We start from the raw sequence: 24078 nt of genomic DNA, 5'->3' as shown, positions 1-24078 counted from the left end.
GCCACTCCCGAGGAGCCCCGCGGCTCCGCCGCCGGCACCCGATAGGCTCGACGATATGAGCGTTCGGCGGGTGATGGGCATCGAGACCGAGTACGGCATCTCCGTACCCGGCCAACCAGGGGCCAACGCGATGGTGACCTCCTCCCAGGTCGTCAACGCCTACCTCGCGGCATCGGCGGCGCGCGCCCGCCGGGCCCGCTGGGACTTCGAGGAGGAGAACCCACTCCGCGACGCCCGCGGCTTCGACCTCGCGCGCGAGGTCGCCGACCCCACCCAGCTCACCGACGAGGACCTCGGCCTGGCCAACGTCATCCTCACCAACGGCGCCCGGCTCTACGTCGACCACGCCCACCCCGAGTACTCCGCCCCCGAATGCACCAACCCCCTCGACGCCGTCATCTGGGACAAGGCAGGCGAACGCGTCATGGCCGACGCCGCCGCCCGCGCCGCCCTCGTCCCCGGCACCCACCCCATCCAGCTCTACAAGAACAACACCGACAACAAGGGCGCCTCCTACGGCTGCCACGAGAACTACCTCATGAAGCGCGAGACGCCCTTCGCCGAGATCGTCCGCCACCTCACCCCCTTCTTCGTCTCCCGCCAGGTCGTCTGCGGCGCCGGCCGCGTCGGCATCGGCGTCGACGGCCGCGGCGACGGCTTCCAGATCAGCCAGCGCGCCGACTTCTTCGAAGTCGAGGTCGGCCTCGAGACCACCCTCAAACGCCCCATCATCAACACCCGCGACGAACCCCACGCCGACCCCGAGAAATACCGCCGTCTCCACGTCATCATCGGCGACGCCAACATGGCCGAGCTGTCCACCTACCTCAAGCTCGGAACCACCTCCCTCGTCCTCGCGATGATCGAGGACGGCTTCCTCACCGTCGACCTCTCCGTCGACATGCCCGTCGCCGCCCTCCGCGCCGTCTCCCACGACCCGTCCTGCAAGCACCTGCTCACCCTCCGCGACGGCCGCAAGATGACCGCCGTCCAGCTCCAGATGGAGTACCTCGAGCAGTCCCGCAAGTACGTCGAGGACCGCTACGGCGCCGACGTCGACGAGATGACCAAGGACGTCCTGGACCGCTGGGAATCCGTCCTCCACCGCCTCGGCGACGACCCCATGCAGCTCTCCCGCGAACTCGACTGGGTCGCCAAGCTCGAGCTCCTCGAGGGCTATCGCAGCCGCGACGGCCTCGACTGGTCGCACCCGCGCCTGCAGCTCGTCGACCTGCAGTACACCGACATCCGCCCCGACAAGGGCCTCTACAACCGCCTCGTCGCCCGCGACCGCTTCGAACGCGTCGTCACCGAGGACCGCGTCGAGGCCGCCGTCGAGGACCCGCCCGAGGACACCCGCGCCTACTTCCGCGGCCGCTGCCTGCGCCAGTACGCCGACTCCGTCGCCGCCGCCTCCTGGGACTCGGTCATCTTCGACGTCCCCGGCCGCGAGTCGCTCCAGCGCGTCCCCACCCTCGAGCCCCTGCGCGGTACCAAGCAGCACGTGGGCGCCCTCCTGGACCGCTGCCGCACCGCAGCCGACCTCGTGGCCACCCTCACCGGCCAAAGCTGACCCAGGGCCGACCAGAGCCCGGCGGACGCCGTGCCTCCGTTCCGGAGGCACGGCGTCCGGTTTTCGTGGCGCAGTGCTGGATAGCGACACTATCGAGTTCGAACATCCCGCTGACCTGCGCCCTTCGGCGATGTCTCGGTTTCGTGACCGCTATGCCCGTTTCAGTGGTCGGCGCGCGGGCGATAACCCGAGCAGGCCCCCCGGCGCCGTCGGCGGCGGCGAAACGGACCGCGGCGTCCGCTCACCGCCGAAGATCGGAGATAGGGTTGGGGGTACCGGCAGAGCGGAGGTACGGAATGGCCACGAAGGACACCGGCGGTCAGAAGCAGACCACCCGGCGCACGGAAGAGGTCGAGGAGACCGAGGCCACGACGACCGAGGACGTCCAGGAACGCCAGGAAAAGCTCACCGACGACGTCGACGCAATTCTCGATGAAATTGACGAAGTCCTCGAAGAAAATGCAGAGGAATTTGTCCGTGCATACGTCCAGAAGGGCGGCGAATGATCCGGGTTTAGGCGGAATGTCGGATTCGCCGCGAAGATAACAGCTTCTGGGGAATTTCGCACGGGGAAAACTTGAAAACTTACTCGAGACATGGGCGGTCCAGGTATGGTCGCGCCCATGTCTCGTAAAAAGTGTCGCGACTGCGGCGTCGACAAGCCGTTCTCAGAGTTCTGGAAGCGCAAGGCGTCCGAAGACGGCTTCGCTCTCTACTGCAAGGAGTGCTTCGGCCTCCGCAATTCCGCGACATATCGGAAAAAGCAGAAAGAAGCCGGAAATAGCCCTCGAGTCTATCGAAGACATTCGGCAGTTCCAGAGGGCATGAAGTACTGTGCGCGGTGCGGCGAGACGAAGCCGCTCGGCGACTTCGGTAGCAACAGGTCCGCCAGGTCGGGGCTGGCCACCTACTGCAAGCCTTGCCACAACGAGGCCATGGCGGAGATCAAACGCCGCAATCATGGCAGCGAGCGCAATTATCTCCTCAAGCTCCGCTACGGTCTGACCGAAGAGCGGCTCGGGCACATGCTGGCTCGCCAAGGTGGAGTCTGCGTCATCTGCCTGCGCAGGCCCGCCGAGCACGTGGATCATAGTCACCTCACCGGGGTCGTCAGAGGTGTCCTCTGCTTCCGCTGCAACGGCGGGCTCGGCCAGTTCCACGATGACCCGCGCTGCCTCGGCGACGCTGCAGACTACCTGGAACTGCGCGGTCCCCATGCGCGGCGCATGACGCTGGAACTCGGCCAGACCACGATCGATGGGCACGCACGTCGTCGCGCGATCATCTCGTTGAGCGGAACAAGGTTGAGGCTGAGTGGCTCTCCTCGGCAGAACCACCTGCGGCACAGGTACGGGATCAGTGACGAGGACGCGCGGTGGCTGCTGGAGGTCCAGCGCGGCTTGTGCGCCATCTGCGGCGACGTCCCCGCCGAGCACGTCGACCACGACCATGCGACAGGTGCAGTGCGCGGGATGGCCTGTGGGGGCTGCAATACCGGCATGGGGCAGCTGGGGGACGATCCCGTGTCCTTGCGGCGCGCGGCGGATTATCTGCTGGGGAAGCTGGTCGTGGAGGTGCCGGTGCCGGGTGGCGGGACGCGGCTGTCGTTCACGGTGCCGGACGTGGATCCGGCGTCGGTGCCGGTGGACGGGTGGGAGGCGCAGCGGGCGGTGGACGGGCGGCATCGGGCGGCGGTGTGGCGGGTCGAGGACGATCACGAGGGGCCGACGTGGCTCGGGCGGGCGCTGGCGGATCTGATGGGGTCCTATCGGGCGATCGCGGAGGAGTACGAGCGTTCGCGGGGCTGATCCGCCGTTTTGGGGGGAACGGGGTGTTCGCGGGGGTTCGCCGTGGGCGGACTCGACCGGGGATCACGCGGCATGCGGCGGGTGACCGTTGAACAGTAGGGTCGTACCTGTCCGCGCCGGTGGGGTTGAGGATCCGGCGCTTGGTGGAGGGAAGGGAGTCGCGTGGCGTCCCACGATTCGCACACCGGACGTCTGCCGGGGTTGTTCTCGAGCCCGGACACGTCCTCGTTCACGGAGTTCCTGGGGGCGTACTCTCCGGAGATGCTGCCCGGCAGGAGGTCTCTACCGGCGGTGCCGGTGGGGGACGAGATCCCGCACGGTACGACGATCGTCGCGGTGGGGTTCCCCGGCGGGGTGGTGATGGCGGGGGACCGGCGGGCGACGGCGGGAAACGTGATCGCGCAGCGTGACATCGAGAAGGTGTTCCGGGCGGACGAGTTCTCGGCGATCGCGATCGCGGGGACGGCGGGCATCGGCGTCGAGATGGTGCGGCTGTTCCAGGTGGAGCTGGAGCACTACGAGAAGCGCGAGGGCCGGACGCTGTCGGTGGAGGGCAAGGCGAACCGGCTGGCGACGATGGTGCGGCAGAACCTCGGGTTGGCGATGCAGGGTCTCGCCGTGGTGCCGCTGTTCGCGGGGTACGACGAGGAGCGCGACGAGGGGCGGATCTTCTCCTACGATCCGGCGGGCGGCCGGTACGAGGAGCGGGAGTTCCATTCGATCGGGTCCGGGTCGGTGTTCGCGCGGGGTGCGCTGAAGAAGCTGTTCCGGGCGGATCTGTCGGCGGAGGACGCGGCGCTGGTGTGCGTGCAGTCGCTGTACGACGCGGCGGACGACGACTCGGCGACGGGTGGCCCGGACCTGACGCGGGGGATCTTCCCCGTGGTGGCGGTGGTGACGTCGGAGGGGTATCGCCGGCTGGGTGAGGACGAGGTCGGTGCGCTGGCGCGGGCCGTGGTCGAGGGACGTTACGACTCGCCGGGCGGGCCGACCGCCCCGCTGCGATAGAAGGGATCCAGTTCGGTGTCCATGCCGTTCTACGTGTCGCCCGAACAGCAGATGAAGGACAAGGCGGACTACGCGCGGAAGGGGATTTCGCGTGGTCGCAGCGTGGTCGTGCTGCAGTACGACGACGGGATCCTTTTCGTGGCGGACAATCCGTCGCGGGCCCTGCACAAGATCAGTGAGATCTATGACCGGATCGCGTTCGCGGCGGTGGGGAAGTACAACGAGTTCGAGAACCTGCGGCTCGGGGGTGTGCGGTACGCGGACATCAACGGGTACCAGTACGACCGTCGTGACGTGACGGCGCGGGGGCTGGCGAACGTGTACGCGCAGTCGCTGGGGACGATCTTCACGGAGACGAACAAGCCGTACGAGGTGGAGCTGGTGGTCGCCGAGGTGGGCGACGACGCGGAGACGGACCAGATCTACCGGTTGACGTTCGACGGGTCGGTGGCCGACGAGCACGGGTACGTGGCGATGGGCGGTCAGGCCGACGCGGTGGCGCAGGCGCTGAAGGACGGGTACCGGGAGGGTTCGTCGCTGGCGCAGGCGTTGCGGGTGGCGGTGCGGTCGCTGGAGGCGCAGGATTCGGAGCGGCGGCTGGAGGCGAAGTCTCTGGAGGTCGCGGTGCTGGATCGCAACCGTGAGCACCGGTTGTTCCGGCGGCTGGCGGCGGCGCGGATCGAGGAGTTGCTGAACGAGGCGAACGGTTCGGGCGGTTCGGGCGGCGCCGAGGGGGCGGACGGCGCGGACGCGCCGGACGCGCCGGGGTCCGCCACGGCGGAGGGGTCCGACGAGGACTGATCCGCTGGTGGGGGGTGCCGCCGTGGTGCGGGCGTCCGGTGGTGTGGGCCCGTCGTGGCGGGGCGGTGGGGGCCGCCTTGCCGCGGCGGGTCTTTCGTGGCGTGGGGGCCGCGGGAAACGGTGCGTCCGAGAGACTGCCAAGACGGGGCTGGGCCGCATAGGGTCTTGGTGTGGACAGGCGCATTTTCGGGCTTGAGAACGAGTACGGCGTCACCTGCACGTTCCGTGGGCAGCGGCGGCTGTCGCCGGATGAGGTGGCGCGTTATCTGTTCCGCCGGGTGGTGTCGTGGGGCCGCAGCAGCAACGTGTTCCTGCGTAACGGCGCGCGGCTGTACCTGGATGTGGGGAGTCACCCGGAGTACGCCACGCCGGAGTGCGACAGCGTCGTCGATCTGGTGACGCATGACAAGGCGGGCGAGCGGATCCTGGAGGGGTTGCTGGTCGACGCGGAGCGGCGGCTTCGTGAGGAGGGCATCGCCGGCGACATCTACCTGTTCAAGAACAACACCGACTCGGCGGGGAACTCGTACGGCTGCCATGAGAATTATCTGGTGGGGCGGCACGGGGAGTTCGGGCGGCTGGCGGACGTGCTGATCCCGTATCTGGTGACGCGGCAGATCATCTGTGGTGCGGGGAAGGTGCTGCAGACTCCGCGGGGTGCGGTGTACTGCGTGTCGCAGCGGGCGGAGCACATCTGGGAGGGCGTGTCGTCGGCGACGACGCGGTCGCGTCCGATCATCAATACGCGGGACGAGCCGCATGCGGACGCGGAGCGGTTCCGGCGGCTGCATGTGATCGTCGGTGACTCGAACATGAGTGAGACGACGATGCTGCTGAAGGTCGGGGCGACCGATCTGGTGCTGCGGATGATCGAGGCCGGGGTGGTGATGCGTGATCTGACGCTGGAGAACCCGATTCGGGCGATCCGGGAGGTCAGTCATGACATGACGGGGCGGCGGAAGGTGCGGCTGGCCAATGGCCGTGAGGCGAGCTCGCTGGAGATCCAGAAGGAGTACTTCGGCAAGGCCAAGGACTTCGTGGACGCGCGGGGCGGTGACGCGACGGCGAAGCGGGTGCTGGAGCTGTGGGAGCGGACGCTGCGGGCGGTGGAGACCGGCGACCTCGACCTGGTGTCCCGGGAGATCGACTGGGTGACGAAGTACAAGCTGATCGAGCGGTACCGGCGCAAGTACGATCTTCCGTTGTCGTCGCCGCGGGTGGCGCAGCTGGATCTGGCGTATCACGACGTGCATCGTGATCGGGGGTTGTACTACCTGCTGGAGAAGCGTGGGTCGGTGGAGCGGGTGTCGCGGGATCTGGACATCTTCGAGGCCAAGTCGGTGCCGCCGCAGACGACGCGGGCGCGGCTGCGGGGCGAGTTCATCCGCAAGGCGCAGGAGAAGCGGCGTGATTTCACCGTCGACTGGGTGCATCTGAAGCTCAACGACCAGGCGCAGCGCACCGTCCTGTGCAAGGACCCGTTCCGTTCGGTGGACGAGCGGGTGGACAAGCTGATCGCGGGGATGTAGCGGCGCGTCCGGGGGCTACTGGCGGGTCACCTGGGGGTAGGGTGAGCGCGCCGTGACGCTCGCCGCCCCCGGAGGATCCGTATGCGCCGTCGTGTTGTCGTTCGGTGCGCGGCCGTGGTGTCGGTCGTTCCGCTGGTGTTCGCGGCGGGGTGTTCGGGTGGCGGCGGTCCGCGGGTGACGGTGCGGGGCGATTTCGGGCGGTTGCCGGAGGTGTCGTTCCCGAAGGGGGCGCCGGGGGGTTCGCTGGCGGTGCGGACGTTGTCGCGGGGCCGGGGGCCGGCGGCGCGCGAGGGTGATCTCGTGGTGGCCGACTATGTGGGTTACCGGTGGGCCGGGGGCGGCCGGAAGCTGCTGGCGAGCAGTTTCGCGGCGGGGCGGCCGGAGGCGTTTCCGACGTGGGATCTGGTGCCGGGGTTGCGGCGGGCGTTCGCTGGGGCGCGTGCGGGGTCGCGGGTGGTGGCGTCGATTCCGCCGAAGGACGGTTTCGGGGATCGGGGGGATGCGGCGCGGCAGATCGAGGCCGGGGACACGCTGGTGTACGTGCTGGACGTGCGGGGTGTGTATTCGCCGGAGGCGGGGCCGAGGGGGAAGGGGCAGCCGCCTGTGGAGGCGCGTTTGCCTCGGGTGGCGGCGGGGCGGGCTCCGGCGGTGACGGTGCCGCGGGTGGCGCCGCCGGCGGGGTTGCAGGTGCGGACGCTGGTGCGGGGGGACGGCCCGGTGGTGCGCAGAGGGCAGTTGCTGGTGGTGGAGTACGAGGGGGTGTTCTGGCGGGACGGGAGGGTGTTCGGGTCGTCGTGGGCGGCGGGGCATCCCAGTGGGTTGATGATCGGGATCGGTCAGGTGATGAAGGGCTGGGATCAGGGGCTGGTGGGGCAGCGGGTGGGGAGCCGGATGCTGCTGGTGGTGCCGCCGTCGCTGGGGTATGGGGCGCGGGGGTTGGCGCAGGCGGGGATCCGGGGGGATGACACGCTGGTGTTCGTGGTGGACGTGCTCGGCGCGCATTGATCGTCGGTGGGGTTCGTTCCGTCCGTTTCCCGGTTCCGGGGGCGGGCGGTTTTTCTATGTGCGATCGGGGCTGTTCTTAGAATGGGGGGATGGAGGACATCGAGGCGGTCGCGCTGTTGCAGGATCCGCTGCGGCGGCGGTTGTACGAGTTCGTGGCGGCGCGGGGGCGCGAGGTGGGGCGCAACGAGGCGGCGGAGGCCGTGGGGGTGGGGCGGACGCTGGCGGCGTTCCACCTGGACAAGCTGGCCGAGGCGGGGTTGCTGGAGGCGGGGAGCCGGCGGCTGACGGGGCGTTCGGGGCCGGGTGCGGGGCGTCCGGCGAAGGTGTACCGGCGGTCGGGGGTGGAGCGGGGGGTGTCGGTGCCGTCGCGTGATTATCGGACGGCGGCGGGGCTGTTGGCGGAGGCGGCGGAGGCCGCGGGGCTGGACATGGAGTTGCAGGACGCGGCGCGGCGGCGGGGGAGGGCTCTGCGGGGGCCTGGGGGGTCGTGCGGGGATCTCGGCGGGGTGGAGCGGGTGCTGGCGGGGCGGGGGTATGAGCCGGTGCTGGAGGTGGGGGAGGGCGGTCGTGGGGTGCTGCGGATGCGCAACTGCCCGTTCCACGCGGTGGCGGAGCAGTTCCCGCCGCTGGTGTGCGGGATGAATCTGGCGTTGCTCGAGGGGCTGGTGGAGGGGTCGGAGGGGGTGCGGGTGCGGATGGATCCGCGGCCGGGCTGGTGTTGCGTGGCGGCCGAATCGTCTAAAGACAATGAAGATTGACATAGAAGTGGACGACGTGGTGGAGTGGGCGGCATGACCCCGGACGCCCCCGCGAGCTTTCACCTCGCCCAGTTCAACGTCGCCACCCTCCGCCTTCCCCTGGACGATCCCGGCATGGTGGACTTCGTCGCCCTGCTCGACCCCATGAACGCGCTGGCCGACGGCGCGCCGGGGTTCGTGTGGCGCCTCGTCGAGGAGGGGCGGCCCGACGCGACGGGAATGCGTCCCGCCGGCGCCGACGTGATCATCAACTTCTCGGTGTGGGAGTCGCGGGAGTCGCTGTGGGACTTCGTCTACCGCAGCGGGCACCTGGAGACGATGCGCCGGCGCCGGGAGTGGTTCCATCGGCACGCGGACGCGCATCTGGTGCTGTGGTGGATCCCGGCCGGGCACGTCCCGTCGGTGGGGGAGGCGATGGAGCGCCTCGCCCTGCTGCGGTCCATGGGTCCTTCGCCGCGCGCGTTCACCTTCGGCTCCGCCTACGGGGCGGGGGAGGCGGCGGAGACGGAGACGGCCACCGCCTGAGCGCGTTCGGCCCTGCCCCGGGCGGGGCGTGTCAGCCGAGCAGGGCGGCGGTGTGGCGGCCCGCGGCGGCGGCCGTGAGGAAGTAGGCGAGGTCCTCGTCCAGGCGTCGTCCCATCGTGGACAGCCGGACGCCCCAGTCCTTCTCCGCGGCCCGCAGCGTCTCGTGCAGGCCGTCCACGGCCACGGGGACGAGGGCGTGGCGCTCGCCGAGCGGCGCGGCCTCGGCGGCGACGCGGGCTCCGAACGGCCCGCCGAGTTCGGGGACGGGGATGTCGGCGCGGGCCAGCGCGACGCGGCCGTAGGCGGTGAGGCAGTGGTGGGAGACGCCGATGTGGCGCTCGCGCAGGTCGCCCTCGCTGACGCGCAGCGAGCCGACGGGGCGGCCGCGCAGGACGGAGGCGGCGTTGACGGCCTCGCCGGCGGACACGCCGGAGAACCCCCAGGTGGTGCCGGTGCCGAGGTTGCCGGGGCCCTGCGCGAGGACGACGGCGTCGGCGTCCAGGACCAGGCGCGCGGCGAGCAGGCCGGTGTGGACGGTGACGGCCTCCAGGTCGCCGCCGAAGGCCTGGCCGGCGGTGACGGTGGCGGCGAGGGCCCCGGCCTCCTTGAGGCGGGCGATGGACATGGAGAACCAGGACGGCAGCGCTCCGCCGTCCGGCATGAGGTACACGACGCGGGTGCCGGGCCGGGCGGCGAGCAGGCCGGCGAGGATCGGCGGGAGGGCGGAGTGCAGGTCGGCGACGATGACGGGCATGCCGCCGAGGGAGTCGGCGTCGCGGAGGACGGCGTGGTGGGGGGAGTCCTGCTCGTCGGCGCCGAGGACGGTGGCCTGCAGCGGGGTGTAGCGGGCCTTGACCAGGTGCCCGGGGCCGGTGGGGTCGGGCGGGAGCCGGTCGGGGACCGCGACGACCATGGCGTAGCCGCCGGTGCCGAGGCCCATGGCCAGGGCCGTGGTGTTGAGAAGGACGGTGTCGCCCGGTTCGGGGCGCCCGACCAGGGCGGGGTAGGCCAGCGCGCGGTGCGCGCCGTCGCCCTCGATCGCGACGTTCAGTTCGACCGCCCCGGACCATTCGCGGCGGATGCCCTCGACCGTGCCTTTGCGCCATCGGATCACACCGGCCAACGTAGCGCCCTTCCCGGCCGGGGGAGGCGGGATCGCCGGTTGGCGGGGTGCGGCCGGCGCGCACCCCAGGTCAGGGGCGTTCGGAGGGGTTCGCGGCGGTGTCCGCGGAGTGGCCGCGGGGGTGGGACGGTGGGCGCGGTGCGTGTCGGGCGGGCCACCGGAACCCGTGCATGACCGCCATGTCATCCAACTCCCGCAGGAGCCGGGCGCGGGTCCGGTAGCGTGTCCGCCGGGGAAGGGGGTCCAATGTCACGGCGCAAGACCGAGCGGCTGCTCAACCTGGTGGTCTGCCTGCTCGCGACCCGGCGGTTCCTGACCGCCGAGCAGATCCGCCGGGCGGTGCCCGGCTACCCCGACTCCGACGAGGCGTTCAAACGGATGTTCGAGCGCGACAAGGAGGAGTTGCGCGAGCTCGGCGTCCCGCTGGAGGTGGGCAGCGACCAGCAGGGCGGGGGCGGCGAGGAGATCGGCTACCGGATCCCGCCGCAGGCCTACGAGCTGCCCGACATCCACCTGACGCCGGACGAGGCGGCGGTGCTCGGCCTGGCGGAGCGGGTGTGGCAGCGCGCGAGCATGGCGGAGGCGGCCTCCGGGGCGCTGCTGAAGCTGCGCGCGGCCGGGGTGGAGACCGACGCGGCCGCGGCCGTCGGGATCGAGCCGCGGGTGAACACCGGAGACCCGGCGTTCCCCGCGCTGTGGGAGGCGGTCCGCGACGGGCGGCCGGTCGCGTTCGACTACCAGGGGATCGGGCGGACGTCGGCGGCGCGCCGGCACCTGGAGCCGTGGGGCGTGGTGAGCCGCCGCGGCCGCTGGTACGTGGTCGGGTTCGACCGCGACCGCGACGAGCAGCGCGTGTTCCGGCTCAGCCGCATCACCGGCGAGGTCGCCGCGGACGGCCCGAACGGCACGGTCATCGTGCCCGAGGGCGTCGACGTGCGGCGCATCGCGTTCGACTGGGGCGACCCGGTGAGCGAGCCGCGGCCGGCGACGGTGCGGCTGCGGGCGGGCGCGGCGCAGGGGCCGCGGCGCTGGGCCAGGGACGTGCGGCCGGTGGACGGCGGCGCCTGGGACGAGGCCGTCCTGACGTTCCGCGACGTCGACCGTTTCGCGCCCTACCTGGCGCGGTTCGCCGACGACGTCGTGGTGCTGGACCCGCCGGACCTGCGGGAGGCCGTGATCCAGCAGCTGAAGTCGGTGCTGGCGGCGTGCGGCCGCGACGACGCGGGGACGGTGACCGGGCGATGAGGGGCGGCCCCGTGAACGACACGGCGAAGGGCACAAAGGACACGGTGAAGGGCGCGGCCAGGGGTCCGGCGAGGGGAACGGCGAGGACCAGGCCCGCGGCGACCACGTCCACCGATCGGCTGGCGCGGCTCCTGGCGCTGGTGCCGTACGTGGTGAACCGCGACTCGGTCCTGCTCGGGGAGGCCGCCGAGGCGTTCGGGGTGACCGAGAAGCAGCTGATCGACGACCTGAACCTGCTGTGGTGCGTGGAGCTGCGCGCCCCCGACCCGTACTGCCCGATCGACCTGTCCTACGAGGGCGGGGAGATCACCGTCGCGGAGGCGGAGTCGATCGCGCGGCCGCTGCGGCTGAAGGTCGACGAGGCCAGCGCGCTGCTGGTGGCGCTGCGGATGCTGGCGGGCGTCCCCGACCTGCACGACCTGCACGATCGGGACGCGCTCAGCCGGGTGATCGCCAAGCTGGAGGGCGCGGCGGGCGCCGCGGCGGAGGTCAGCAGCAAGGTCGCCGTCGAGGTCGACGCCCGCGGCGGCGCCGGGCCCGACGGCGCGCCGACCCTGCTCGGGCGGCTGCGGGAGGCGATCGGCGCGGGCCGCCGCGTGCACCTCACCTACTACGTCCCGGCGCGCGACGAGAACACCGAGCGCGACGTGGACCCGATGCGGCTGCTGGTGGTGGAGGGCACGACGTACCTGGAGGGGTGGTGCCGCCGCGCGGAGGCGGTGCGGCTGTTCAAGCTCGACCGGATCGCGGGGCTGACGGTGCTGGACGTGCCCGCGCAGGTCCCGGCGGAGGCCGAGCCGATCGACGTGGACGCCGGGCTGTTCCGGCCGTCGCCGCGGGACGTGCGGGTCACGCTCGAGCTGACGCCGACCGGCCGGTGGGTCGCCGACTACTACCCGTGCGAGAGCGTCGATGAGTTGGGGGAGGGGCGGCTGCGGGTGGTGCTGCGCACGCCCGACACCCGGTGGGTGCGGGGCCTGGCGCTGCGGCTGGGCGACCAGGGCCGGGTGGTGTCGCCCGCGTCGCTGGCCGAGGGCGTCCGCGACGACGCGTCCCGCGCGCTGGCGCTGTACGACATGGCGTGACGGGGTCGGCTACCGTGACGGACGTGGCATGGATTCCGGTGGCGGTGACGCTGGGTTTCGCGGGACTGGCAGTTCTCGCCTACTGCTCATTTCGCCTCTACCTGGGCGTTCGCCGGTTCGGACGTGAACTGGAACGCACCAAGCGGCGGCTGGTGCCGAAACAGTCGGCGCTTCGTGATGAACTGACTTATCTTCAGGGGGCACAGTCGTCACAACCGCCCGGGGACGGCGTACGATCGTCCTGAGGACCGATCTGCTGAAGAGGACACTCATGGCTGGACTTGGCTCGACCGAGATTCTGATCATTCTGGCGGTCGTACTGCTGTTGTTCGGATCGGCGAAGCTGCCGCAGCTCGCCCGTTCCCTGGGCAAGTCCGCGCGGATCCTGAAGGCCGAGACCAAGGGCCTGCACGACGACGATGACGCCCCCAAGGACGCGCAGGCGGCCCAGGCCCAGCAGCAGGATTCCGGCGTCGAGGCCCGGGAGAGGGCCGCGCGGCTGCGCGAGGAGGCCGCCCGGCTCGAGCGCGAGGCCGCGGCCGACACCGGCGTGCCCCGCAGCCGCGGCGCGCTGGCCTCCGGCGAGCCGATCCAGGGTGTCCCGGTGTCCGACCCCGGCCAGGTCCGCAAGGGCTGACCGGGCCCGCCGCCCCGCCGTGCTCCCGCCCGCCGCCCGCGTGCCCACGGGCCGCAGGCCGGGCCGCGCGGAGCGCGCACCCGATCGCCATCCGCCCCCGCCGACCCGAGAACCCGAATGCCTACTGTGAAGATTTCCCGGCGCAGCGCCGCCCCCGACGGCCGCATGCCCCTCATGGAGCACCTCCGTGAGCTGCGCAACCGGCTCATCAAGGCGATCCTCGGGCTGGTCGCGGGCGGGATCGTCGGCTGGGTCTTCTTCGGCCCGATCTGGGACTTCATCAAGGAGCCCTACACCCGCATCCCGCCCGAGCACTGCATCGCGGGCAAGTGCGACCTGGTCGTGCACGGCATCTTCGACGGCTTCTTCGTCCACCTGAAGGTCGCGCTGATCTTCGGGGCGCTGATCTCCTCGCCGATCTGGCTCTACCAGATCTGGGCGTTCGTCGCGCCCGGGCTGTACCGGCGCGAGCGCCGCTGGACGTACGTGTTCATGTGCGCGGCGGTGCCGCTGTTCCTGGCCGGCGGCGCGCTGGCCTACATGACGATGGACAAGGGCCTGAAGATCTTCATCGGGCTCGCGCCCGGCGACACGCAGGTCCTGGTCGGCGTGCAGGACTACCTCGGCTACGCGCAGGCGATGCTGTTCATCTTCGGCCTGACGTTCGAGCTGCCGCTGTTCGTGGTCATGCTCAACCTCGTCGGTGTCCTCACCCACGAGCGGATCCGCAAGTCCCGCCGGCTGCTGATCTTCGGCGTGTTCGTGTTCGCGGCCGTCGCCACGCCCAGCCAGGACCCGTTCACGATGCTGGCGCTGGCCCTGCCGACCGTGGTGCTGTTCGAGTTCGCCGAGCTGATCGCCTTCGTCCACGACCGGCGGATCGGCCGGCGGCCCATCGAGCACGAGAGCCTGTCCGATGACGAGGCGTCCCCGCTGGACCTCGCGGCGATCGACGCCGAGCTGGAGAAGGGCGAACGCCGCACCCGCTGATCGGGCCCGGCGTCCGGCCCGCCGGAACCGGGGCGGGCAAACCCGCCCCGAATTGGGAATCGAGCCGGTCGAAACCGTAGGCTCGAAGACATGACCACCCCCGACACCACGTCGGCCGAGCAGAGCCCGGCGCAGCGGTACGCGGCCTACCGCGAGCGCACCGCCGGGCACGGCCCGGCCCTGCTGGACTTCCGCACGCTCTACGACTTCGAGCTCGACGAGTTCCAGCTCGAGGCGTGCCAGGCGCTGGAGGACGGCAGCGGCGTCCTCGTCGCCGCGCCCACCGGGTCCGGCAAGACCGTCGTGGGGGAGTTCGCCGTCCACCTGGCGCTCACCGGCGGCACCAAGTGCTTCTACACGACGCCGATCAAGGCGCTGTCGAACCAGAAGTACGCCGACCTCGTCCGCCGGTACGGGGCCGAGAAGGTCGGCCTGCTCACCGGCGACAACAGCGTCAACGGCGAGGCCCCCATCGTCGTCATGACCACCGAGGTCCTGCGGAACATGCTGTACGCGGGGTCGCGGACCCTCGCCGGGCTGGCGTTCGTGGTCATGGACGAGGTGCACTACCTCGCCGACCGGTTCCGCGGCGCCGTCTGGGAGGAGGTCATCATCCACGTCCCGGACTCGGTGCGGATCGTGGCGCTGTCGGCGACGGTCAGCAACGCCGAGGAGTTCGGCGAGTGGCTGCACGAGGTCCGCGGCGACACCGCCGTGATCGTCGACGAGCACCGGCCCGTCCCGCTGTTCCAGCACATGCTCGTCGGGAGCCGGCTGTACGACCTGTTCGTCGACACCGGCCGCGGCGGGGACCGGCAGGCCCGCCTGAACCCGCAGCTGACGCGGATGGCGGTCGAGGAGGTCCGCCGCGCCAAGGTCAACCAGGGCCGGCGCACCGGCCGCCGCCGCGCGCCGCGCCCGCAGCGGTTCCGGCCGCCCGCCCGGCCCGAGGTGATCGAGCGGCTGGACCGCGCCGGGCTGCTCCCGGCGATCACGTTCATCTTCAGCCGCGCCGGCTGCGACGCCGCGGTGCTGCAGTGCCTGCACGCGGGGATCCGGCTCACCTCCAAGGAGGAGGCCGAGGAGATCCGCGCGCACGTGGAGCTGCGCACCGCCGACATTCCCGCCGAGGACCTGCGGATCCTCGGCTACGACGACTTCCTCGCCGCGCTGCAGCGCGGCGTCGCCGCCCACCACGCCGGGATGCTCCCCACCTTCAAGGAGATCGTCGAGGAGCTGTTCACCCGCGGGGTGATCAAGGCGGTGTTCGCGACGGAGACCCTCGCGCTCGGCATCAACATGCCGGCCCGCACCGTGGTGATCGAGAAGCTCGACAAGTGGAACGGCGAGGCGCACGTCGACCTCACCCCCGGCGAGTACACGCAGCTGACGGGCCGGGCCGGGCGCCGCGGCATCGACGTGGAGGGCCACGCCGTCGTCGTGTGGGGGCCGAGCGTGGAGCCGGCGTCGGTCGCCGGGCTCGCCGGCACCCGCACCTACCCGCTGAACTCCAGCTTCCGGCCGTCCTACAACATGGCCGTGAACCTCGTCGGCGCCGTCGGCGTCGAACGCGCCCGCACCCTGCTGGAGGAGTCGTTCGCGCAGTTCCAGGCCGACCGCGCCGTCGTCGGCCTGGCCCGGCAGGTCCGCAAGAACGAGGAGGCCCTCGCCGGGTACGCCAAGGCCGCCGACTGCCACCTCGGCGACTTCATGGAGTACGCGGCGCTGCGCCGGCGGCTGTCGGACCGGGAGGCGGAGATGTCCAGGGAGCGGTCCTCGGCGCGCCGCGCCGAGGCCGCCAAGTCCCTGGAGCACCTGCGGCCCGGCGACGTGATCCTCGTGCCGTCGGGGCGGCGCTCCGGTCTCGCCGTCGTCCTGGACCCGGGCGTCGGGCGCCGCTCCGACGGGCCCGCGCCGCTGGTGCTGACCGCCGCCCGGTCGGTGCAGCGGCTGTCCGTCCAGGACTTCCCGCGCGCCGTGGAGCCCGTCGACCGGATCCGCATCCCCAAGTCGTTCAGTCCCCGCAACCCGCAGGACCGCCGCGACCTCGCCTCCACCCTGCGCAACAAGGTGCCGGGCGACGCCGGGGAGCGGCGCCGCACCCGCGGCGACGCGCCCGCCGCCGACGACGCCGAGATCACCGGGCTGCGCGCCGAGCTGCGCCGGCACCCCGTGCACGGCTGCGACCAGCGCGAGGACCACGCCCGCTGGGCCGAGCGGTTCTTCCGCCTGGAGCGCGAGACCGAGCAGCTGCGCCGCCGCGTCGAGGGCCGCTCCCAGGTGATCGCCCGCACGTTCGACCGGGTCTGCGCCGTCCTGGAACAGCTCGGCTACCTGCGGGGCGACTCCGTCACCGACGAGGGCCGCCGCCTCGGCCGCATCTACAACGAGCTGGACCTGCTCACCGCCGAGAGCCTGCGCGCCGGGTTGTGGGAGCGCCTCGACCACGCCGAGCTCGCCGCGTGCGTGTCGGCGCTGGTGTACGAGTCGCGGCAGCCCGACGACGCCACCCCGCCGCGCACCCCGCCCGGCGCCGCGCAGGACGCCCTCGCCGCCATGGTCGGGCTGTGGGGGCAGCTCGACGCCGTCGAGAAGGACAACCGGGTGTCGTTCCTGCGCGAACCCGACCTCGGGTTCGCGTGGACGGCGTACCGGTGGGCCAAGGGCGACGACCTCGACGCGGTGCTGCTGGAGAGCGACCTGACCGCGGGGGACTTCGTCCGCGCCGTCAAGCAGCTCCTCGACCTGCTCGGCCAGGTCACCGACGCCGCCCCCGCCAACAGCCACATCCGCAAGACGGCCCGCCGCGCCATGGACGCCATGCGCCGCGGCGTCGTCGCCTACTCCTCCGTCACCTGACCCCGGCGGGCGCCCGCCCCACTCGGGCGGCGGGCGCCCACCGGGGCACGGCGCGTTCTCGCGCCGGGGCCGGCGGCGGCCGAAGGGGCGCCGCGGGGATGGCCGCGGGGGTGGCCGCGGGGGTGGCTGCGGGGCGCAGGGCGCCGGATGCGGGCGGTGACGGCGCCGGCGGCAGGCGCACGGAACGCCCTGTTCAGCACGGTAGGGCATCGAAATCGGCCAAAGCCGGGAAAGCGCCCGCGAGGCGGACGGGCCGATGGCACAATCGGGGCGCCCTTAACCCCTGAGGGCCGTGGGACCCACGTTGTGCGCTCGACGCTGTGGCCGGTGTCGGCGGCCCGCCTGGGCGCCCACGTGCAACCCGAGAAAGGTCCGATCGTGGCTATCCGCGACAAGATGCGCGAGAACGCGGCCCACGTCCTGCAACCGGGCGAGAACGTCCAGGCCGTGTTCGGCGCCCAGACGACCAGCCAGTACTTCATCCTGCTGTCCTACTGGATCATCCTGTTCACCAACGCCTACCGCGTGGTGGTCGTCACCGACCGGCGCGTCCTGGTGTGCCGGTCGGGGCGGCTGCGCGTGACGCCGGTGAACGAGGTCCTGCGGGAGCTGCCCCGCAGCACGCGGATCGGCCCGCCGAGCGGTCTGTGGTGGCGGTGCGAGACGCTCGGTGAGCGCCTGTACGTGCACAAGCGCTTCCACAAGGACGTCAACGCCGCCGACGGCGTCGCCGCGGGCTGAGCGGCGCTCGGCGCCCTCCCCGCCTCCCAGCCCGAGACGGCGGGAGAGGGCGCCGCGGCGGCCGGTCACACGAGCGCGCGGCCGGTCGCATGGGCGCGCGGGCGGTCACCGGGCCACCGCGGCGAGCGCGTCGGCGACCTGCCGCGGATGCGAGACCAGTGACAGGTGCCGCGCACCGGGAATGATCACCGGGGGAGGGGCGTTGAGCCGCCGGGCCGTCTCGTACGGCGCCGCGCGGGAGAACACGTCGTCGCCGGCCCCGAACACCACCGCCTTGCGGGCCGGCAGCCCCGACAGCGCCGCCACCCGGTACGCCGGCAGCCCGATCACCCCCCGCATGCTCCACAGCGCCCGCTCGGCGCCGGCCACCTGGAACGGCCGCCGCCACCGGTCCACCCCCGCCCGGTCCAGCCGCGGGCAGGCCGGCCCGCACTGCGACTCGTAGATCGTCCGGATCACCCAGTCGGACCGGATCGCCAGGCGCAGCAGTGTCGTCCGGTACGGGTCGCGCAGCGCGAACCGCAGCCCGTCGGCGCCCGCCCCGGCCCCGGTGTCCAGGGCGTCGCCGTCCAGCATCACCAGCCCCGCCGCGCGGGACGGGGCGCGCAGCGCCGCCTCGGCGATCACGCCCGCGCCGCTGGAATGCCCCACGAGCGTCACGTGGTCCAGCCCCATCGCGTCCAGGAACCCCAGCAGTTGCTCCGCCTGGTGGACCACGTCGTAGGGGCCGCGCCGCTCGCTGTACCCCCACCCGGTCAGGTCGAGGGCGAACACCCGGTGGCCCGCCGCCAGCCGCCCCGCGACGGCCTCCCACGTGTCCGCCGACTCCGCGGCGCCGTGCACCAGCACGATCGGCGATCCCTGCGCGCCCCAGCGCAGATACCGGGTGCGGACGTCCCCGGCCTGGACGAACTCCAGCCCGGCCGGTTCGCGCGCCCGCCCCGCCGTCGCGGCGTTGTAGGCGAACGAGAAGGACGTCACGGCCACCAGCAGCACCACGGCCGTCACGCCCAGCCGCCGCGCCCACCGGCGCCTGCGCGAGCGGCGCTGCGGCGCCGGGGACGCCCCGGCCCCTTCCCCGGGCGCCCCTTCCCCGGATGCCCCGTCGCCGTCGCCCGTCCCGCCCTCACCGGCCTCGTCGTCGCCGCTTGCCCGTTCGGCCTCAAGTGTCTCCACGGCCCGGTGGACCCCGGCGGTCCGGTGGGCCGTGACGGTCTCGTCCGGGCCGGGGGTCTCAGCGGCTTCGCCGGGTTCGGCCGTGGGCGGGCCGGAACCGGAGGGCCGCTCCTGCGGGACGTCGTCCGGCTCGGCGGCCGTGGGTGGGGCGGTCATGGGCCTCCTCCTCGTTCGGGAAAAGCCTTCCCCCTCGGGGCGCCGCTCGTCATCCGGCGCCAAGGGTAACCGCGGCTGCTCCGCACGGCGTACCCGGCGGCGGCCGTCTCCTCCCCGGGTCGTCCCCTCCCCAGGTCGGAGGCAGATCCGCATAAAGGAGGATCCGGCGTGGCCGTGCGGGGGGTTAGTGTGAGGCCGATCACCGTCCGCCCTCTACCGACCCTTCAGGACGTGCGCATGATCGAGGCGGAGAACCTCACCAAACGCTACGGCGACCGCACCGCCGTGAACGACCTTTCCTTCACCGTGGTCCCCGGCCGCGTGACCGGATTCCTCGGCCCCAACGGCGCCGGGAAGTCGACCACGATGCGGCTGCTGCTCGGGCTGGACCGGCCCGACCGCGGCGACGCGCGGATCGGCGGGCGGCACTACCGCGACCTGCACGAGCCGCTGCGGGTCGTCGGCGCCCTGCTCGAGGCGCGGGCCGTGCACACCGGCCGCAGCGCCTACAACCACCTGCTCTGCCTGGCCCAGACGCAGGGCGTCGGCCGCCGCCGGCTCGACGAGGTGATCGAGCTCGTCGGGCTCACCGGCGTCGCCCGCAAGCGCGCCGGCGGCTTCTCCCTCGGCATGGGGCAGCGCCTCGGCATCGCCGCCGCGCTGCTCGGCGACCCCTCGGTGCTCATCCTGGACGAGCCGGTCAACGGCCTGGACCCCGAGGGCATCGTGTGGATCCGGACGCTGATGCAGCGTCTCGCCGCCGAGGGCCGCACCGTGTTCGTCTCCAGCCACCTGATGAACGAGATGGCGGTCACCGCCGAGCACCTCATCGTCATCGGCCGGGGCAAGCTGATCGCCGACTGCTCCACCGAGCAGTTCATCGAGCAGAGCACCGAGAAGATGGTGGTGGTGCGCAGCCCCGACGCCGCGCGGCTCGCCGACGTCCTCGGCCGTGAGGGCGCCACCGTCGCCCCCGACGGCGACGGCCTGCTCACCGTCACGCACATGGAGGCGCCGCGCGTCGGCGAGCTCGCCGCCGCCGAGGGGCTCGTCCTGCACGAGCTCACGCCGCGGCGCGGGTCGCTGGAGGCGGCGTTCATGGAGCTGACCCGCGAGAGCGTCGAGTACGGCATCGCCGCCGGTCCCGACGGCGCCCTGCAGGAGGGCGCCCTGCCCGCCGGCGCCCCCGCCGCCGCGACCGTCCAGGAAGGAGAGCGCCGATGACCGCCGCCACCGCGCGGACCCCGCCGGGCGTGCCCGCCGGGGCCCCCTCGCGCGGCACCCGCTTCACCCGCCTCATGCTCGCCGAGTGGACGAAGATCCGCTCCGTGCGCTCGACGTTCTGGGCGCTGATCCTGCTGGTCGTCCTCGACCTCGGGTTCACCGCCCTGTTCATGGGCCTCACCGTCGGGCAGTGGGACAAGACCGACGCCGAGGACCGCGCGACCCTCGCCGCCGACCCGGTCAGCAGCATCCTCGGCAGCGGGTTCTTCCTCAGCCAGCTGACCGTGTGCGTGCTCGGCGTGCTGGTCATCGCCTCCGAGTACTCCACCGGGATGATCCGCGCCAGCCTGCTGGCGGTGCCGCGGCGGCTGCCGATGCTGTGGGCCAAGGCCACGGTGTTCGCGCTGGTGGTGCTCGTCCTCGGCACCGCGGTGTCGTTCGTGTCGTTCTTCATGGGCGCGGCGATCCTGCACGACAAGGTCGAGGTGTCGCTCGGCGACCCCGGCGTGCTCCGCGCCGTGATCGGCGGTGGCCTGTACCTGGCGATGCTCGGGCTGTTCGCGCTCGCCGTCGGCGCGATCGTGCGGCACCCGGCGGGCGGCATCACCGGCGTGATCGGGTTCGTGCTGGTGCTGGCGCCGCTCGCGCAGCTGCTGCCCGGCAGCATCGGCGAGCACGTCCACGCCTACCTGCCCTCCGAGGCGGGCCACCTGATCGCCAACGCGCACCAGGGCAAGGACGACCTGCTGACGCCCTGGCAGGGCTACGGCGTGTTCGCGCTGTGGACGTTCGCGCTGCTCACCGTCGCGGCCGTCCTCCTCAAGCGCCGCGACGCCTGACACCGGGCCCCGGGCGGGCGGCCGATCGGGCCGCCCGCCCCGGGCTCACACCGGGCGGGCGGCGATCCAGGCGCCGTCCGCGTCCAGGAAACGGTCCAGGACGAGTCCCGACGCGCCCAGCACCGCGGGCACGTCGGCGTCGGCCAGCCGCCGCGACCGGAACGTGTGCGTCCACGTGCGCTCGCCCATCCGGTACTCCAGCGTCCCGGTCATCACCTCCGGCTCCGGGCGGCCGACGTCGCGCAGCAGGTAGTCCACGCCATCGTGCGACCACGCGCGCGGGGCGTCCGCGGCGTGCCACGCCTCGGTCTCGCGCTGCACGACGACCAGGCCGCCCGGTGCCACGTGCCGCCGGCAGGCGTCCAGCAGCGCCCGCCGGTCGCCGTAGTTGACCAGGTACGACATCATCAGCACGCAGCCGAACCGCTCCGGCAGCCGCAGCTCCTCGATCGGCGAGCGGACCGTCCGCACCCCCTCGGCCGTGCCGTCGATCCGGGCCAGCATCGCCGCCGACTCGTCGACCGCCGTGACCGGGTGGCCGAGCGCCGCCAGCGGGCGGGTGACGTGCCCGGCCCCCGCGCCGAGCTCGAGGATCGCCGTCCCGGCCGGCAGCGCCCCGTGCACCAGCTCCGCGCCGCCCGCGTCCGGCGGCAGCGCCGCGTAGAACTCCACCGCCGACCCGTCCGGCGCGATCTCTCCCGGGCCCGTCCCCTGCATCCCCGCGTAGGTCATCGGCGTCCCCTCCGTCTCACGGCCGGCCCCCCGGTGATCAAACGCATGGTCGGCCGCGGCGGCGCGCCCCGTCAACCCCGCGAGGGGCTTGTGCCGGTCAGGAGTACAGGCGGTCCAGCCAGCCCTGCCATGCCCTCTGCGTGGCCTTCTGGGTCTCGGCCGCGTCCGCGGCGAACTGGTGCACCACGACCGCGACGGGCGCACCGAACGCGTCGCGGCCGAAGAACCGGTACATGGCGTCGCCGGTCCGCAGCCCGACGAAGAGCTCGTCGCGGTAGTCGACCACCACGTCCGCGGGGCCCGTCCCCGGCAGGTCGACCCGCGTCTCGTCGCCCGCGGAGACGCCGGCGCCCAGGCCGAGCGCCCGGACGACCGCCTCGAAGGAGCCCCTGGCCCTGGACGCCTCGGGGCCCTGGACCCCGCTGTGCGTCACCGGCCGGCCCTGGAAGCGCGTCAGGTACTGGACCAGGGTGTGCAGGTAGAAGTCGGTGTGCCTGGCCGCGGCGTCGTACTGGTTGTCCCAGTCGTCGACGAAGATGCCGCTGTGCACCCAGCGCACCCAGGCCCGCCCGCCCTCACGCGGCTCGATCAGCTGGTCGAGCCGGTTGAGCGACTGGCCCGTGGCGGCCTCCGGCCACTCGCCGCGCGCCGCCAGCCGGTGCGGCGGGTCCCAGTCGGTGACGACGCCGCCCGCCGGCGCCGCGCCGCCCTCCCTCGGCTCGTACTCCATCGGCCACAGCCAGCCCGCCGTGCCGGTCGTGAGCGCGTCCCAGACCTGCTCGGGAGCCGCGTCCACCTCGAACTCCCGGACGATCTCGAATTCCTTGCCCATGGTCCTCTCCTCGGCGCGTGCGTCGTGCGTGCTCGTCGCGGGCGGCGGGCCGCTCAGCCCTCGATCTCCCCGGCCGGTCCCCGTCCGGCGGCGCCGCCCGCGCCCGACCCGCCGGTCACGGCGCCGCCTCCGGGCTCCCCGGCACCGGCGCCGTCCCCGGTGCCGCCGCCCACGGCGGGTGGCGTCCTCAACGAGGGATGGACGGCGATGACCACCCGGTGGTCGCGGCCGCCCTCCGCCGACTCGTCGTGGTACTTGCGGATCAGCGCGCCGACGCCGGCGGTCAGCTCCTCCACGAACGCGGCGCGGTCGGCCGCCGAGGCGAACCGCACCTCCCCGTCCAGCGCGAAGGTCGCCAGCCGCTTGCCCGCCCGCTCGGCGCCCGACACCAGCGCGCCGACGTCGCGCACCAGCCGCCCGGCGAGCGCCAGCAGCCAGCGCGCCGACAGCGCGTCGCGGTAGCGGTCCGGATCCGGCTGCAGCGCGGCCAGCGCCAGCGGGGAGATCACGTAGGCGCTCGCCGTGGCGCGCATGAGCCGCTCGGTCATGTTGCCCTTGCGGCGTTCCTCGACCAGCTCGACCAGGCCGTGCCGCTCCAGCGTCCTGAGGTGGTAGTTCACCTTCTGCCGCGGCAGGCCCACCCGCGCGGCCAGCGTCGCCGCCGACATCGGCTCGGCCAGCTCGGCCAGCAGCCGCGCGCGCATCGGGTCCAGGGAGGCCGCGGCCGCCGCCGGGTCCTCGATCACCGTCACGTCCAGCATGGGCCCATCCTCACTTCGACAAATGAAACTGTCAAGGAAATGGAGCCTGTCCGGGCGATCGGCGAGCGCGGGGTCCTGATCGGCCCGCCCGCGCACCCGCGCGACGCTCGCGGCCGGCACTGGGCCGGGCGTCAGGTCAGGACCGTCACCGCCGGGTCCGGCAGAGCGTGCCGCCGCCACAGGTGCTCGGCGACGGCGGCGGGCTCGTGCGCCAGACCCGGCCCGACCGGCCCGACGATCGTGACGCGCCCGACGCGCACGCCCCGCTCCGGCAGCGTCCGGGCGAGCAGGTCGAGGTAGGCGTTCAGCCCGGCGTAGGCGACGGCGCTCACGGCGCGCTCCGGGCTGGGACGCACCGCGGCGCCGCCGTTCGTGAACAGCAGCGCGCCCGAGCCGCGCTCCAGCATCCCCGGCAGCACGGCCCGGACGACGGCGGCGGCGCCCACCACCGTCAGCGCCAGGGCGTCCCGCACGTCCGCCGCCGAGGTCTCCAGGACGGGACGGATCAGCGCGACGTCCGGGAGCGGGCAGAACACGACCACCTCCGGAACGCCGAGGGCGGACGTCAGCTCGTCCAGGGCGCGGGCGGCGGCGCCGGGGTCGGTGAGGTCGCCGGTCGCGGCGGCCGCCCGCCCTCCCGCGCCGCGCAGCTCCCCAGATCGGAAGAGCGT

24 protein-coding genes are annotated in these 24078 nt (G+C 72.8%); 18 read left to right on the top strand and 6 right to left on the bottom strand.

All coding sequences use genetic code 11. The annotated features are described in order from the left end of the window. Nucleotides 1–55: 55 nt before the first annotated feature. The 9 genes from dop (at nucleotide 56) to E1291_RS14600 (ending at nucleotide 9007) form a co-directional block, all read left to right on the top strand. Entirely contained in the window at nucleotides 56–1573 is a 1518-nt protein-coding gene (gene dop / locus E1291_RS14640) for a depupylase/deamidase Dop (RefSeq protein WP_131738341.1), read from the top strand. Between the two features lie 296 nt (nucleotides 1574–1869). Beyond that, nucleotides 1870–2079 carry a ubiquitin-like protein Pup gene (locus E1291_RS14635; protein ID WP_131738340.1) on the top strand — a complete coding sequence of 70 codons (210 nt, stop codon included), beginning with the start codon at nucleotides 1870–1872 and terminating at the stop codon, nucleotides 2077–2079. Nucleotides 2080–2196: 117 nt separating this feature from the next. After that, nucleotides 2197–3381, top strand: a complete 1185-nt coding sequence (locus E1291_RS14630; RefSeq protein WP_131738339.1) for an endonuclease VII domain-containing protein — start codon at nucleotides 2197–2199, stop codon at nucleotides 3379–3381. A 162-nt stretch (nucleotides 3382–3543) separates the two neighbouring features. Then, entirely contained in the window at nucleotides 3544–4389 is an 846-nt protein-coding gene (prcB, locus tag E1291_RS14625; protein ID WP_131738338.1) for a proteasome subunit beta, read from the top strand. 21 nt (nucleotides 4390–4410) lie between these two features. Continuing rightward, nucleotides 4411–5190, top strand: a complete 780-nt coding sequence (gene prcA, locus E1291_RS14620) for a proteasome subunit alpha (RefSeq protein WP_131738352.1) — start codon at nucleotides 4411–4413, stop codon at nucleotides 5188–5190. A gap of 170 nt (nucleotides 5191–5360) precedes the next feature. Then, nucleotides 5361–6719, top strand: coding sequence for a Pup--protein ligase (gene pafA, locus E1291_RS14615; protein ID WP_131738337.1), 1359 nt, complete (start codon nucleotides 5361–5363; stop codon nucleotides 6717–6719). 114 nt (nucleotides 6720–6833) lie between these two features. Beyond that, nucleotides 6834–7724 carry an FKBP-type peptidyl-prolyl cis-trans isomerase gene (locus E1291_RS44620; RefSeq protein WP_165495114.1) on the top strand — a complete coding sequence of 297 codons (891 nt, stop codon included), beginning with the start codon at nucleotides 6834–6836 and terminating at the stop codon, nucleotides 7722–7724. Between the two features lie 89 nt (nucleotides 7725–7813). Further along, nucleotides 7814–8482, top strand: coding sequence for a helix-turn-helix transcriptional regulator (locus E1291_RS14605; RefSeq protein WP_131738335.1), 669 nt, complete (start codon nucleotides 7814–7816; stop codon nucleotides 8480–8482). A gap of 33 nt (nucleotides 8483–8515) precedes the next feature. Then, the gene (locus E1291_RS14600; protein ID WP_131738334.1) at nucleotides 8516–9007 is read left to right on the top strand and encodes a DUF3291 domain-containing protein; all 492 of its coding nucleotides are present in this window, start codon (nucleotides 8516–8518) and stop codon (nucleotides 9005–9007) included. 31 nt (nucleotides 9008–9038) lie between these two features. On the opposite strand, the gene E1291_RS14595 is transcribed toward E1291_RS14600, so the two are convergent. Further along, on the bottom strand, nucleotides 9039–10121 hold the full coding sequence (locus E1291_RS14595) for a DUF3866 family protein (RefSeq protein WP_131738333.1): 1083 nt from the start codon (nucleotides 10119–10121) through the stop codon (nucleotides 9039–9041). Nucleotides 10122–10376: 255 nt separating this feature from the next. Here E1291_RS14595 and E1291_RS14590 point away from each other — a divergent pair, with 255 nt between their 5' ends. The 7 genes from E1291_RS14590 (at nucleotide 10377) to E1291_RS14560 (ending at nucleotide 17687) form a co-directional block, all read left to right on the top strand. Then, nucleotides 10377–11375 carry a helix-turn-helix transcriptional regulator gene (locus E1291_RS14590; protein WP_131738332.1) on the top strand — a complete coding sequence of 333 codons (999 nt, stop codon included), beginning with the start codon at nucleotides 10377–10379 and terminating at the stop codon, nucleotides 11373–11375. An 11-nt stretch (nucleotides 11376–11386) separates the two neighbouring features. Then, nucleotides 11387–12460 (top strand): helix-turn-helix transcriptional regulator, encoded by a 1074-nt coding sequence (locus E1291_RS14585; protein WP_306434465.1) that lies wholly within the window; start codon nucleotides 11387–11389, stop codon nucleotides 12458–12460. A 23-nt stretch (nucleotides 12461–12483) separates the two neighbouring features. Further along, a complete protein-coding gene (locus E1291_RS14580) occupies nucleotides 12484–12705 on the top strand; it encodes a hypothetical protein (RefSeq protein WP_242614149.1) in 222 nt (73 codons plus the stop codon). Nucleotides 12706–12731: 26 nt separating this feature from the next. Further along, nucleotides 12732–13097 carry a Sec-independent protein translocase subunit TatA gene (tatA, locus tag E1291_RS44615; RefSeq protein WP_131738329.1) on the top strand — a complete coding sequence of 122 codons (366 nt, stop codon included), beginning with the start codon at nucleotides 12732–12734 and terminating at the stop codon, nucleotides 13095–13097. A gap of 126 nt (nucleotides 13098–13223) precedes the next feature. Then, nucleotides 13224–14087, top strand: a complete 864-nt coding sequence (tatC, locus tag E1291_RS14570) for a twin-arginine translocase subunit TatC (protein ID WP_242614148.1) — start codon at nucleotides 13224–13226, stop codon at nucleotides 14085–14087. Nucleotides 14088–14177: 90 nt separating this feature from the next. Next, complete coding sequence (locus E1291_RS14565; protein ID WP_131738328.1) at nucleotides 14178–16946, top strand: DEAD/DEAH box helicase; 2769 nt, start codon at nucleotides 14178–14180, stop codon at nucleotides 16944–16946. Between the two features lie 378 nt (nucleotides 16947–17324). Further along, complete coding sequence (locus E1291_RS14560; RefSeq protein WP_131738327.1) at nucleotides 17325–17687, top strand: hypothetical protein; 363 nt, start codon at nucleotides 17325–17327, stop codon at nucleotides 17685–17687. 105 nt (nucleotides 17688–17792) lie between these two features. Here E1291_RS14560 and E1291_RS14555 read toward each other — a convergent pair whose 3' ends face one another. Continuing rightward, complete coding sequence (locus E1291_RS14555) at nucleotides 17793–19019, bottom strand: alpha/beta fold hydrolase (protein ID WP_131738326.1); 1227 nt, start codon at nucleotides 19017–19019, stop codon at nucleotides 17793–17795. A gap of 237 nt (nucleotides 19020–19256) precedes the next feature. Here E1291_RS14555 and E1291_RS14550 point away from each other — a divergent pair, with 237 nt between their 5' ends. Then, on the top strand, nucleotides 19257–20243 hold the full coding sequence (locus E1291_RS14550) for an ABC transporter ATP-binding protein (RefSeq protein ID WP_131738350.1): 987 nt from the start codon (nucleotides 19257–19259) through the stop codon (nucleotides 20241–20243). Next, nucleotides 20240–21082: an ABC transporter permease gene (locus tag E1291_RS14545; protein ID WP_131738325.1), complete on the top strand. Its 843-nt coding sequence runs from the start codon at nucleotides 20240–20242 to the stop codon at nucleotides 21080–21082. The genes E1291_RS14550 and E1291_RS14545 overlap by 4 nt, the downstream gene beginning before the upstream one ends. A gap of 45 nt (nucleotides 21083–21127) precedes the next feature. Here the strand turns inward: E1291_RS14545 and E1291_RS14540 are convergent, their stop codons facing one another. The 4 genes from E1291_RS14540 to E1291_RS14525 all read right to left on the bottom strand — a co-directional run. Beyond that, nucleotides 21128–21814 carry a class I SAM-dependent methyltransferase gene (locus tag E1291_RS14540; RefSeq protein WP_131738324.1) on the bottom strand — a complete coding sequence of 229 codons (687 nt, stop codon included), beginning with the start codon at nucleotides 21812–21814 and terminating at the stop codon, nucleotides 21128–21130. Nucleotides 21815–21911: 97 nt separating this feature from the next. After that, entirely contained in the window at nucleotides 21912–22646 is a 735-nt protein-coding gene (locus E1291_RS14535) for an SRPBCC family protein (protein WP_131738323.1), read from the bottom strand. A gap of 53 nt (nucleotides 22647–22699) precedes the next feature. Then, on the bottom strand, nucleotides 22700–23407 hold the full coding sequence (locus E1291_RS14530; RefSeq protein WP_131738322.1) for an ArsR/SmtB family transcription factor: 708 nt from the start codon (nucleotides 23405–23407) through the stop codon (nucleotides 22700–22702). A 131-nt stretch (nucleotides 23408–23538) separates the two neighbouring features. Further along, nucleotides 23539–24078, bottom strand: a 540-nt coding sequence (locus E1291_RS14525; protein ID WP_131738321.1) for an SDR family oxidoreductase, incomplete at its 5' end; no start/stop codon positions are given.

It is taken from the genome of Actinomadura roseirufa, assembly GCF_900659635.1.
GTDB lineage: Bacteria > Actinomycetota > Actinomycetes > Streptosporangiales > Streptosporangiaceae > Spirillospora > Spirillospora roseirufa.
This window is presented reverse-complemented; position numbering and strand designations above follow the sequence as displayed.

Bases quoted from the DNA above. Each gene is read 5' to 3' on its own strand.
- tatA (WP_131738329.1), top strand. From the start codon at position 12,732: ATGGCTGGACTTGGCTCGACCGAGATTCTGATCATTCTGGCGGTCGTA.
- E1291_RS14555 (WP_131738326.1), bottom strand. From the start codon at position 19,019: ATGACCGCCCCACCCACGGCCGCCGAGCCGGACGACGTCCCGCAGGAG.
- E1291_RS14630 (WP_131738339.1), top strand. From the start codon at position 2,197: ATGTCTCGTAAAAAGTGTCGCGACTGCGGCGTCGACAAGCCGTTCTCA.
- E1291_RS14530 (WP_131738322.1), bottom strand. From the start codon at position 23,407: ATGCTGGACGTGACGGTGATCGAGGACCCGGCGGCGGCCGCGGCCTCC.
- E1291_RS14590 (WP_131738332.1), top strand. From the start codon at position 10,377: ATGTCACGGCGCAAGACCGAGCGGCTGCTCAACCTGGTGGTCTGCCTG.
- E1291_RS14605 (WP_131738335.1), top strand. From the start codon at position 7,814: ATGGAGGACATCGAGGCGGTCGCGCTGTTGCAGGATCCGCTGCGGCGG.
- E1291_RS14535 (WP_131738323.1), bottom strand. From the start codon at position 22,646: ATGGGCAAGGAATTCGAGATCGTCCGGGAGTTCGAGGTGGACGCGGCT.
- E1291_RS14540 (WP_131738324.1), bottom strand. From the start codon at position 21,814: ATGACCTACGCGGGGATGCAGGGGACGGGCCCGGGAGAGATCGCGCCG.
- E1291_RS14600 (WP_131738334.1), top strand. From the start codon at position 8,516: ATGACCCCGGACGCCCCCGCGAGCTTTCACCTCGCCCAGTTCAACGTC.
- dop (WP_131738341.1), top strand. From the start codon at position 56: ATGAGCGTTCGGCGGGTGATGGGCATCGAGACCGAGTACGGCATCTCC.
- E1291_RS14545 (WP_131738325.1), top strand. From the start codon at position 20,240: ATGACCGCCGCCACCGCGCGGACCCCGCCGGGCGTGCCCGCCGGGGCC.
- E1291_RS14550 (WP_131738350.1), top strand. From the start codon at position 19,257: ATGATCGAGGCGGAGAACCTCACCAAACGCTACGGCGACCGCACCGCC.
- E1291_RS14635 (WP_131738340.1), top strand. From the start codon at position 1,870: ATGGCCACGAAGGACACCGGCGGTCAGAAGCAGACCACCCGGCGCACG.
- E1291_RS14565 (WP_131738328.1), top strand. From the start codon at position 14,178: ATGACCACCCCCGACACCACGTCGGCCGAGCAGAGCCCGGCGCAGCGG.
- prcA (WP_131738352.1), top strand. From the start codon at position 4,411: ATGCCGTTCTACGTGTCGCCCGAACAGCAGATGAAGGACAAGGCGGAC.